Source organism: Anaeroplasma sp., assembly GCF_034179385.1.
Classification (GTDB): domain Bacteria; phylum Bacillota_I; class Bacilli_A; order Acholeplasmatales; family Anaeroplasmataceae; genus Anaeroplasma.
In genome coordinates this window covers 17409-28942 of record NZ_JAXFPY010000114.1, presented here as the reverse complement: position 1 = coordinate 28942, position 11534 = coordinate 17409, and the positions used below count along the sequence as shown (strand labels likewise).

Below are 11534 nucleotides of genomic sequence, written 5' to 3'. Positions count from 1 at the left end.
CAAATATAATTCTACATTTAATCCATTTGCTCTTGCAGTTTGAACAATAGAAAATGCTTTTCCTGTTGCTATTGCTCCATCCGCAGTTTTACAAAATAGAAAGTTCTTCCGTGCTATAACGAAGGGTTTAACTGTTCTTTCAGATAATTATGCTGAATTCAGCATAATTATCTGAAAGGTGCATGAAGAACTTTATAATAGGTAGAAAGAATTTCTTATTCTACTTTACAGAAAATGGTGCTGATTCATCAGCCATTGCTTGCAGTATAGTTGAAACAGCTGTAGCTAATAACCTAAATGTATACGAATACTTAACTTATGTATTTGATACATTACCTAAAATAAATAAAAATGAGGAAGATGATTTAAGAAAGTTATTACCTTACTTAAAAGATCTTCCTCTTGACTTAAAAGTCACTAAATAGAGCCTTATATAGGCTTTTTAGTGTTGCCTTAGTTCATCCAGGGCTTTTTATATTTGTTATGCTACAACATGGTAGCGTGATGTTTTGGATTACTATAGAAATGGCTTCAAAACCCATTCTGATTTTGAAGCCATTATTCTTAATTATACGGTATCCACCTACCAAACTACTTAAGTTTGGGAAGAGCCCTTTTATCTTGTTGCAAAATATATAATCATTGCGATTGTGATTATAGCCAAGAATAGAAAAACAAATAGCATAAGCTTCTTTTGTTCTCTATTGCATTTTAAATTCTCTTCAAATTTTTGAAGTTTAGCCTTATTCTTTTCCGATGCGATTAAGTATTTTAATTTCATAGTCCTACCATGCCAAATATTGATAATTAGTAGCAAAAGAAGGCTTGAAACCAAAAATACAATAGCGATACCAGTACCATCCGTCACTATAGTAAATGGTATTACTGCTAAGACAGTTACAATAATATAGGCGGTTAAAAATATAATGAGCTTTTTATGTCTTTCTATCATGAAATCTTCACTCCTTCATATTTTATTTCACCATTATCAAATAGATTCTTTAGGGTTATATCATCATTGTAATATACTTTATAATTTGTAACATAGATCGTTTTTATACTGTTCGATAAGGAGTTTATACCTTCCTCATCAATGATAGTGTTTATATAATACTTATTTGTCTTTAATACGATATCTACGATAGTTTCATTAGGAGAATAAAACATCATCGTTTGACAGGAATTCATAGAAATTCCAGTTGCCTCATCGATATAGAGGCTTCTTACCGTGCCATCCGATAATATATAATACCTTTTTCTTGCATGAGGATATAGATCATAGGCTCTATAGCATACACCTCTTATCCCACTTTGAATTTCCATTTGACAAGCATTTAAATATCCTTTTTCTATCTTATCGCCAATAGAATATGTATAGCTATCTAAACCAGATAGAGATCTAAAATAACCATCACAGGAGGATATATATCCTCTTGTGTAGCCATTTGTAATTAGGGTGTCTGCAATAATATCTATTAAAAATGCATTTGTTAGATAAGTAAAATCAATAAATGGAGCTCCATTATCCTTAGCAAATTCTAAGTAATCTTTTGATACAAATAATTCTACTGTATTATTTTCTTTTAAATTGATATGTATCTTAGTATCATCATTTGTATAGACTAAATAGGATTGAATCCAATCGAGTACCTCAGGATTCCTTGGGTCATATTGATATTCACTATCATCATCATTTTGCAAAAACATAGATAAATATAAGGAATGAATAGGAGCTTGATATAGGATTCTTGTATCATATCCTTCTACCTGCTTAAATGCCTTATAAAGTGTAGGAGATACTACAATATCTGTATTTGGATGGTCGTTAATATATTTCATATTATTTATTCCATCATAATCTACACCAGAATCAAAAAGTGGATAAGCATGGCTTAATGCCTGATCATATAAGGATATAACATTTTTATGATCATCATTAGGATTATCTTTTGTTCCAAGATTGTACATCAATGTAAAATCCCTATCATACAAATTGAAGTTTGAAGAAATTTGGGCAAATCCAGAATCTACATTCGAGCACTGAACAATTCCAAAAATAATGAAAAACATTGCTGCAGCTGCAGAAATAATAAATATTACAATTCTAAGCTTTAAATGCTTTTCACTTAATTCAATTTTCTTAACAGGTTTTACTCTATATTCATCATTAGGATTTGCTTGTTTTCTCATAAATACCTCATAAGTCAAAAGCTTAGCAACAAAATGCTAAGCTTTTTATAAATCAATTCAATTTTTATGTACTTGCAATAATTAGACCAATGCCAAAGATTAGCAATACAATACCCTTAAGAATTAAACCAAGAAGGGTTCCTTTTCTAGAAATCTTGAAGTTTCTAAAGTACTTTATCTTATAGAATACAATCCATAAAACTGCACCAATAATACTGAAGAAGAATCCTAAGATTGCATACCAAACACTTCCTGTATCATGAAGTGGTGGAAGCTCAATATCCTCTTCCTTAATTACATTATCCTTCTTTGTTTCCTCTTCTAGCTTTGCCTTTTCCTCAGGAGAAATAAGTGTAATAGACTTTGGATGCTCTCCAGACTCTCTAATACGCTTATATTCCTCGATTTCAGCCTTATTACCAAATACTAAGTGATTATTACCAATATCCACTAAGGATGGCTTATCTATAGAATAATCATGAATCGATGGATCATATGTAAATAATACCTTATTCTTCTCTAAGACTGGATCTGGGATAGGAATTGCAGAAATTAATGATCTTGTATATGGATGTAGAGGGAAGTTAAATAATTCCTCTGCCTCTGCGATTTCTACAATATCACCTTTATAAATTACACCGATTCTATCTGAGATAAATCTTACGATAGAAAGGTCGTGTGCGATAAATAAGCATGTTAAGCCCTTTTCAACCTTAAACTTAGTTAATAGGTTCAAGATTTGTGCACGAATAGATACGTCAAGTGCAGAAATAGGCTCATCCGCAACAATTAGCTCAGGCTCCATTACGAAGGCACGAGCAAGACCAACTCTTTGACGCTGTCCACCAGAGAATTCATGCGGATAACGAGTTAAGTGCTCAGGAAGTAAGCCTACCTCCTGAATCATATTTTCAACCTTTTGTACACGGTCTGCCTCATTTTTATATAAATGGAAATTATATAAACCTTCCGATACGATATAATCGATAGTTGCACGCTCATTTAAGGATGCAGCTGGGTCCTGGAATACCATTTGAATGTTACGAATGACATCACGGTCTAGATTGTGTGGAATTCTACCAGAGATTCTTACACCCTTGTAATCAATTTCACCACCAGCAAGTGGATTTACACGAATTACAGCACGACCAATGGTAGTCTTACCAGAACCAGACTCACCTACAAGCGAGAAGGTTTCACCCTTGTAAATATCGAATGTTGCATTCTTTACTGCTCGAACAGCTCTATCTCCCTTACCGAATGTAATATCTACATTCTTTAAGGATAATAGGATTTCCTTTCCATTATTCTCATCCATTGGACCCTTTTCAGGAAGAACTCTTTGTGCTTCCTTTTCAAGCTTATTAATCTTCTCTTCGATTGCTGAACCAAACTCATATTTAGATAACTCGTTTAGCTTATTTTCGTATTTAGTGATTAATGCTTGTACAGAATACTTTTCTGTTTCCTTTTCGAATTCAGCATGATCCTTCTTTTCATATTTTTCCTCAAGAGAGGAAATCTTTTTTAAAGCATTTTCCTTTTCTTCGCCTGTTAAGCCTTCTGCCTTTGTTCTTTTTAGATCAAGAATAAATTCTTCAGCGTGACGTATTACATTAGAAGAACGGAATTTTAAATCTAATGTATCAATTGTATCTGTGCCTGCAGCCTTTTTAATTTCGTCCTGTAGCTTATTCGCAACAATCTTGAAATTATCGGCCAGATTTAGTGTGATTTCATCATCCTCACATTTACCCGTAATGGAAGTAACGTCCTCGTGTGAAAGCTTATAATAAGAAGCCTGACGATTCTTTATAGAATAAAAGAATTCTTCATCCGTAATTTCCTTACCAGCCTTAATCTTTCTTCCGATAGATGCAATAATTTGATTTGCAATATTAAAGGAAGCTTTTCCAAAATATACACTAGATAATACAATTTCTTTGGCAAATCTCTTGTTTCTTTCCTTTGTTTCATTAGAAATCTCTTGAGATATTGCCTCTTTGTACTCTTTCTTTAGAGCTTTAATTTCATTCTTAATTTCAAGCTTTTGCTTTTTATATTCATTCGTAAATGTAGCTAAGGAATCCTCTTTTCCTACATTTTCTTTAGCATTTTCAAGAGGTTCGTTTTCTGGATTTAATTTATTTTCATCATTCATAAAACACAACTCCTCCTTCTAAATGTTAAATGCTTTTAATAGCTTTTCATGAATATTTTGAATAATTTCTGGTTTTTCCTGCTTAGGAGATCTTGGATCTAATAACCATGTCTTAGCATAATGTGTATCATTAATCTTAAACATAGGAGAATCCATTAATGTATCAATCTTTAAGCAATATGGATTTCTTGGAGCAAAAGGATCACCAACAATCTTGTTATATAAGGATGGTGGAGTACCACTAATAGAGTATAGCTCCGTTCCACGCTGTGCAATCTGAGGTAATGAGGATAATAATGCCCAAGTATAAGGGTGACGAGGATCATAGAAGATTTCCTCACACTTACCTAACTCAACAATTTGTCCTGCATATAATACAGCTACACGGTCTGCAACATTAGCTACAACACCTAAGTCGTGTGTGATAAATACGATAGTGTATTTAAATTCCTTTTGTAAGTCCTTGATAAGCTTTAAAATTTGTGCCTGGATTGTAACATCTAGGGCAGTTGTAGGCTCATCACAAATTAAAATCTTTGGCTGGCAGGATAGAGCAATCGCAATAACGATTCTTTGTCTCATACCACCAGAATATTGGAAAGGATAGTCATCGAAACGCTTTTCAGCGTTAGGAATACCAACCTTAGTCATTAAGTCAATTGCACGAAGTCTTGCTTCATTTGCAGAACAATGCTGGTGCTTAATGATTACAGATGTAATCTGCTTACCAATAGTAATAATTGGGTTTAGAGAGGTCATTGGGTCTTGGAATACTGTTGCAATTCTAGAACCACGAATTTGTTGCCAGTCCTTACCATATTTAATCTTTGCACAGTCAAGATTACAATATCCTCTATAATACTTTTTCTCATTTGGATTCGCTAAATCAAGCTCATCCTCCTTTAAGTATTCCACACGGAAAACTACTGTATCAAAGATGTTATTTAATGTATCCACATCACTTAAATCAACACCTAGCTTCATAGCCTTCTTTAATTCCTTTAAAAGTTTAGAAACATATCTTGATCTTGTGATGATACCAAATCTTGCTGTAGAAAGATAAACTTCCTTAGCAATCTTTTCATTAAGAGCAATTTTTTCTTTAGGGGCTTCCTTTTGAATTAATTCATCATATTCCTTTGTTAATTCAGCCATCTTCTTCTCATAGCTATTAATGAAGGAAGTATCCTTAAGATAATCCTCTTTATGCTTTTGTAATAATAATCCCTTTTGGTTCTCTGCAGTTTTAAGGTGTTCCTTTAAAACAGTAATCTCATTTGAAATCTTCTTAATTTCAAATCTTTGCTTACGAGAATCTAAAGTCATCTTATAGTTCGTTTTTTCTGTAATTTCATATTTTAAATCTGCAATATCATTCTCGATAGCTTCGCATTCTTCATCCGTTAAAGAAAGCTTTGCATTCTTCTTTGCTTCAAGCTCTAAAATTTGCTTATAAACCTCGGCACCATTATAAAGCCTTGCATATTCATTTAATTTTGCAGTATAGCCTTCTACCTTCTTCATAGAGGATGGGTTTTTGATTGCATTCGTTTCAGATAAAACATCATCTCTTAATACAATACTACCAGAATCAATGAAACCATTGGAATCTAGCATACCAGCGAATGTTTTCGTAAATACAGATTTACCAGAACCAGATTCACCTACAATTGCAATAGATTCATTCTCATAGATATCTAATGAAATTCCACGTATAGCTGTAAGTATACGACCTCTTACGCGGAATTTTACTACTAAATCCTTTATAGAAAGTAAGGTCTTTTTCTCTTCCTTATTTTCTACTACTTTTTCCTCATTTTGAGATAATAACTCTTCATCAACCATTGCTATTACCTCCTACATATGAGTTCTTGGGTCACTTGCATCACCCAAGTTCTGACCTAATACATATAATACGATTGTAACAATAGATGATAGTAATACTGGAGACCAGAATTCCCATGCATTAATTGCCATAACCTTTTGTGAATTCTCAATTAACTTACCTAGTGTTGTATCACTCATACCCATACCAATGTAAGATAAGAATACTTCCATTGAAATATAGGATGGAATTTCAGCAGCTGCTAGGGTAACAATTACAGATGTTAAGAATGGTAAAATATTCTTAATTGTTACACGAAGAATATTTGTACCTAAGCAACGGGAAGCTAAATTGTATTCACGGTCACGAATAATAATTACCTGTGTTCTAATGAAATATGCTATACCAAGCCAACCAGTAACGGTAAGTGCAAATACAAATGGCCAGAAACCAGCGCCTGTTATAACTACTAAAACGGAAATAACTAGGATATATGGAACATTACCTACAATGTTATATACCTCAGTCATAAAAAGATCAAAATGCTTTGAATAACCCCAAATTGCACCAAGAATGATACCAATTACAAGGTTAATTGCAGCACAAACCAAAGACAAACTTATGGAAATTCTCGATCCATACCAAATGGCATTGAATGTAGATTCACCTTGCTGTCCTGTACCTAAAATCCATTTAATATGGAATCCCCATTTCGATATTGCCTGGAATGGAGTTAAATTCTTAGCACCAGCCTCTGTTAAATTTTCCCACATATCAAATGGTGAGAAAATCGGAATAATGAATGCGAATAATACAACAACAAGTAATAGAGCTAATAAGACTACATTAATCTTTCTCTTAAAGAATACTCTACTAACGGATTTCCAATAGGAATATCTTGGGGCTGTAATCTTTTCCGTCGTTGCAATAGAATTGTCAACGAAAGAGAATAATTCTTCTTCAGAAAGATTAAGACTATCTAAATTTATTAATGCTTGTTCCATTTTAGATTACCTACCTTTCGTGGAGAATGAAATTCTAGGATCAACTAACGCCATTAAAATATCACCTAAAATAATAGAAACAATGGATAAAATAGAATAGAATAATGAAATACCTACAATTACGGCATTGTCATGTGCAGTAATTGCATTAGTCAATGTATTACCAACACCTGGAACGGTATAAACACGCTCTGTAATGATAGCACCAGTTAATGCACCAAGAAGGGATCCTGGAATACCTTGAATAATAGGAATTGCCGCATTCTTAAAGATATGCTTTGTAAAGATTTCGGTTTCAGATAGACCACCAGATCTTGCAAATTTAACATAATCCGATGCCATTTGATCTACCATGTAACGTCTTAACCAACGCATCAATCCAGCAATAGATGGTAATGCTAAGGATACAACTGGTAGAATGTAATACATAGGATTTAATGTGTATTTTGTATCAAAGGTAGTAGGAAGTCCCATAGAACCACCTAAGCTTTGGAACATTAAAATATATGCTAAGGATGGGACTGCAGTAATGAATACAACATAAATTGTACCAAGCTTATCTGCAAGCTTATCCTTCTTTCTAGCCATTAATATACCTAAAGGTACACCTAAGAAATATGCTAATAATGTTGCAAAAATACCCATCACAAAGGAATATCCCATACGAGACATACCATTTTTAAACGTTCCTACATTTGTATAATCATCGGTAAAATACATGTTATTTATTTCACTCAATGAATTTTGAACATAGGTTGCACTATGAATATCATCTGCTCTTTCATCTACATATCCAGTAGGATATATAACTGGTCTAGGAGCTAGTGCACCTTGAGATTCAGTCATAGTTGTTACAAGCTCATTTCCTCGACTTATAGAATAAGAAACACCTAAATTAATATTAAAAACATTTTGATGTATAAAAGGGAATTTATTATCGAAATATAATAAATATTTATGTCTTGTACCATTTCCCATAATAGCAGGTGCAAATGCTCCACCGTAAGCAGGATCATTCCATGTAAAGGTAAGTCCTCTTTCTCCAATATCAATACTAGAGTCAACATAGCTTACTCTATCTACTACGATAATGCCTGTGAAATACTTCCATACACGCACAAAAACGGAAATATCCTTATAAGCAAATAGTGCTGGTTTACCACCAGTATAAAGCTTACCTGTTAATTCCGAATAGATTGCATCTAGTCTTACTACGTTATATCCGTTTTTAGTGTATTTCTCAGCGAAGCTAGCTGTCCATTTCTTAGTAAGATCAGAATCCTTCTCAGCGGTTTTACCAAGCTTTGCAGCTTTAGTTTTATCTGTAGCAGAAAGATTGCCATTTGCAACTTCATCGCTTAAGTAATCTGCATATGGGACGTAATCCAAATATCCATAATCCTCTAGTTTTTCATACATATAAACCTTCTTATCGTTATATGCAGTATGAGAATATGTAGTATCTCCACTAAATATAGAACTTCTATCAATTAACGAGTAAATCAAAATCATGATTATACCAACAACGATAATGACAGAAATAATACCATGTAGTAATCTTTTTATTAAATATTTTGTCATAATCACTACTCCTTTATTAGAAAAAACTAGAGGGCGGAGTAAACCAACCCTCTATCTTTTCAAATTATACTATAATTTATATCTAAAATCAATAATAACTTTTAATATAAACCAATGCACTTTGTCATGTATCCACCAGCTGGCATGAATGTGTCTAGGTATGTAGATGGATCACCATAGTCAGGACCCCAACCAGATAAGTCATAGTTATCGTAGTTAGCTTCAGCACCAGATGTACAATAGTAGCCTGTGTACATCCACTGAGCTTGTGTAGTACATTCAGTTTTTACAAATTCAATGTAATCACCTAAAGCACCTTCAACTGAAGTCTTGAATACCTGGAACATACCTGCACGAAGTTCAGATGGAGTAAATACAGGTATTTCAATCTTAATCTTAGTCTTAGTTAAATCTAAGCCCATTTCACCTAATTCTTTAACAGCCTTAGCCATGTAAGCCTTAGCAGCTTCAACATTATACCAACCATCAAAACCATCACTAGACTGAGTTTCTTTATCGAATGCCTTGATATGAGAACCATCAGCAGTTAACTGAGCCTGCATAATTTCACCATATAATGTACCAGCAGCGAATTTCTGGTCTTTACCATTAATAGAAACTGTTACATCCTCAGGAAGTGTTACGAAATTACCTGGAGTATAAGTGTTTCTTAAAGAATTAAGAGCTAAATCATCACCAACCTGAACCGCATTCCAAGTCTTACGATCAAATACAGATGCTAAAGCCATACGGAAATTCTGGTTCTGTAATGCCTTAAATGCTTCTTCCTGTTCTTTTTCAGTCTTTGTAGTCTTTACAGCACCATCGTTAACGTTTGCAAAAGCTTGACGCTTAACATTAGTGAAATTCATAAAGGAAGTTGCATCAGTATCAGTTACATAATTATAATCATCAAATAATCCATCCTGCTTAGCAAGCTCTAATGTAGTTGTATTTAAACCACAACCATCAACTTCTCCTTTTTTGAAATCATTGTAAGCCTTCTTAACATCCTTACCATCCGTATATCTCCATACTACTTCTTGGATATTAATCTTGTCTGCATCGAAATATTTTGTATTCTTTGTGAATGTTTCCTTAGCTTCTGCTGTAACTTCAGTTAATCTATAAGCACCATTATAAAGGATAGAATCATAACCCTTAGCATAATTGTAATCAGCAGCTGTACTATCAAAATCAACGCCAAACTTACCACCCTTAGATTCATAGTATGTTCTATTTAATGGGGCAAAAATGTTATAAGCAAGCATTGTATTGAAATATGAAATTGGCTTAGTAAGAGTATATTCAACTGTGAAATCATCAACAGCCTTAACACCAACCTCTTTAAATTCTGCTTCACCTCCTAAGTATTCGGATGCGTTTTCAATAACGCCTTCAACTAAATACTCAAGTCCACCTTCTGCATCAAGCATATGTTGGAAACCAGCAACGAAGTCATCAGCCTTAAGTGTTGCAACCTCAGCACCCTGAGCATCAACCCACTTTACATCCTGTCTTAAAGTGAATGTGTATTTTAAGCCATCCTCAGATACAGTATAACCTGTAGCACAAGCTGGCTTCTGCTTATTTGTACTATCATACTCTAATAAACCAGCATATGTATTAACTAATACCTCAGAGTCAGCTGCTTGTGATGTTGCAAGTGCATCCCACTGCTGTACATCAGAAGTATATAATGTATTATAAGTAGTCTTTAATGTATAGCCATGATTTGCTAAATAATCCTTAACATATGCATCATGGTTATAGCCTTCCTCTGCCTTATGTGCATTCCAGTTTGCTAACATAGCAGCACGGTCAGCAGCCTTAATTGTTTCATTAGCAACAACCATTGTGCCAAATCTATCAGAGTCAGTTCCCCAAAGTACTGAAGATACAGTTCTTGGTGCAACCTTAGTGATTGCATAGTTACCACCTCTTGTAGTTGTAGGTAGCATTACACCAGACTCAAGAAGCTTAGCCTCAGCAATTGCCTGTAATGCATAAGACTTTGCAACGTTTGTTTCTTCCTTAGCAGTAGAATATGCTTTGTAGAAGTCTCCTAATACTGTCATATAAACTTCGTCATCGGAAGTTTCAGCAGTGTAGAATTCCTTTACCTCTGGAGTTTCTGTAGTAGTTTCTGTTGGAACCACTGTAGTGCCAGTTCCAGTTTCTGTTGGAACATCAGTAGTTCCAGTTCCAGTTGCTGGATTATCATTTCCACCGCAAGCAGCTAATGTTAATGTTGCTGCAGCAAGGAAACCAGCAAAAGTAAGTTTTTTTAGTTTCATTTTAAATATCTCCTTTTTCTTAATTTATCTCCCCAAAACCTTTCTTTGATTGGAAAGTATAGAAATATTATAATATCATTTTTTTTAAGATTCAATAGAAATTTTTATTTTTTTCGCGATAACTTTGTTTTTATAAATATTGTTCGGTAGAAATCATTCTAACATATCACAAAAACACATTTTAATTCAAAAAACCTATTTTTATTAAATTATATTCAAAAGTTTTATTCATTTTGAAATATTTTTTAAAAAAGATTCAATATTTCTTATGTATTCCGAATAATCTTCAAATTTGAATGAATAGTATATTTTATACATTTCATAGGTTATAATAACATTTTTAGACAATGTAATTAGATTTGTATATTTCTAAACAAATAACATTTGTCTTGAAAAAAAATTTAATTTCTTTTATAATTTAGACAGTACTTGTTAAAAAACTGATTTTAGAGACTTACAGCTGGTGAAAAGTAAGA

General features: G+C 33.3%; 8 protein-coding genes. 1 reads left to right on the top strand and 7 read right to left on the bottom strand.

Annotated elements, in window-relative coordinates:
• The first annotated feature begins 182 nt into the window (after positions 1-182).
• Positions 183-425, top strand: a complete 243-nt coding sequence (locus SPJ17_RS07535) for a transposase domain-containing protein (RefSeq protein WP_321094327.1) — start codon at positions 183-185, stop codon at positions 423-425.
• Between the two features lie 191 nt (positions 426-616).
• On the opposite strand, the gene SPJ17_RS07530 is transcribed toward SPJ17_RS07535, so the two are convergent.
• From SPJ17_RS07530 to SPJ17_RS07500, 7 genes are all read right to left on the bottom strand, one after another.
• On the bottom strand, positions 617-952 hold the full coding sequence (locus SPJ17_RS07530) for a hypothetical protein (RefSeq protein ID WP_321094325.1): 336 nt from the start codon (positions 950-952) through the stop codon (positions 617-619).
• Entirely contained in the window at positions 949-2190 is a 1242-nt protein-coding gene (locus SPJ17_RS07525; RefSeq protein ID WP_321094323.1) for a hypothetical protein, read from the bottom strand. The genes SPJ17_RS07530 and SPJ17_RS07525 overlap by 4 nt, the downstream gene beginning before the upstream one ends.
• Before the next feature lie 64 nt (positions 2191-2254).
• Positions 2255-4351, bottom strand: a complete 2097-nt coding sequence (locus SPJ17_RS07520) for an ATP-binding cassette domain-containing protein (RefSeq protein ID WP_321094321.1) — start codon at positions 4349-4351, stop codon at positions 2255-2257.
• A gap of 18 nt (positions 4352-4369) precedes the next feature.
• A complete protein-coding gene (locus tag SPJ17_RS07515) occupies positions 4370-6196 on the bottom strand; it encodes an oligopeptide/dipeptide ABC transporter ATP-binding protein (protein WP_321094319.1) in 1827 nt (608 codons plus the stop codon).
• Between the two features lie 12 nt (positions 6197-6208).
• On the bottom strand, positions 6209-7180 hold the full coding sequence (locus SPJ17_RS07510; protein WP_321094316.1) for an ABC transporter permease: 972 nt from the start codon (positions 7178-7180) through the stop codon (positions 6209-6211).
• Positions 7181-7186: 6 nt separating this feature from the next.
• Positions 7187-8761, bottom strand: coding sequence for an ABC transporter permease (locus SPJ17_RS07505; RefSeq protein ID WP_321094313.1), 1575 nt, complete (start codon positions 8759-8761; stop codon positions 7187-7189).
• Positions 8762-8862: 101 nt separating this feature from the next.
• A complete protein-coding gene (locus SPJ17_RS07500) occupies positions 8863-11058 on the bottom strand; it encodes an ABC transporter substrate-binding protein (protein WP_321094310.1) in 2196 nt (731 codons plus the stop codon).
• Positions 11059-11534 lie beyond the last annotated feature (476 nt).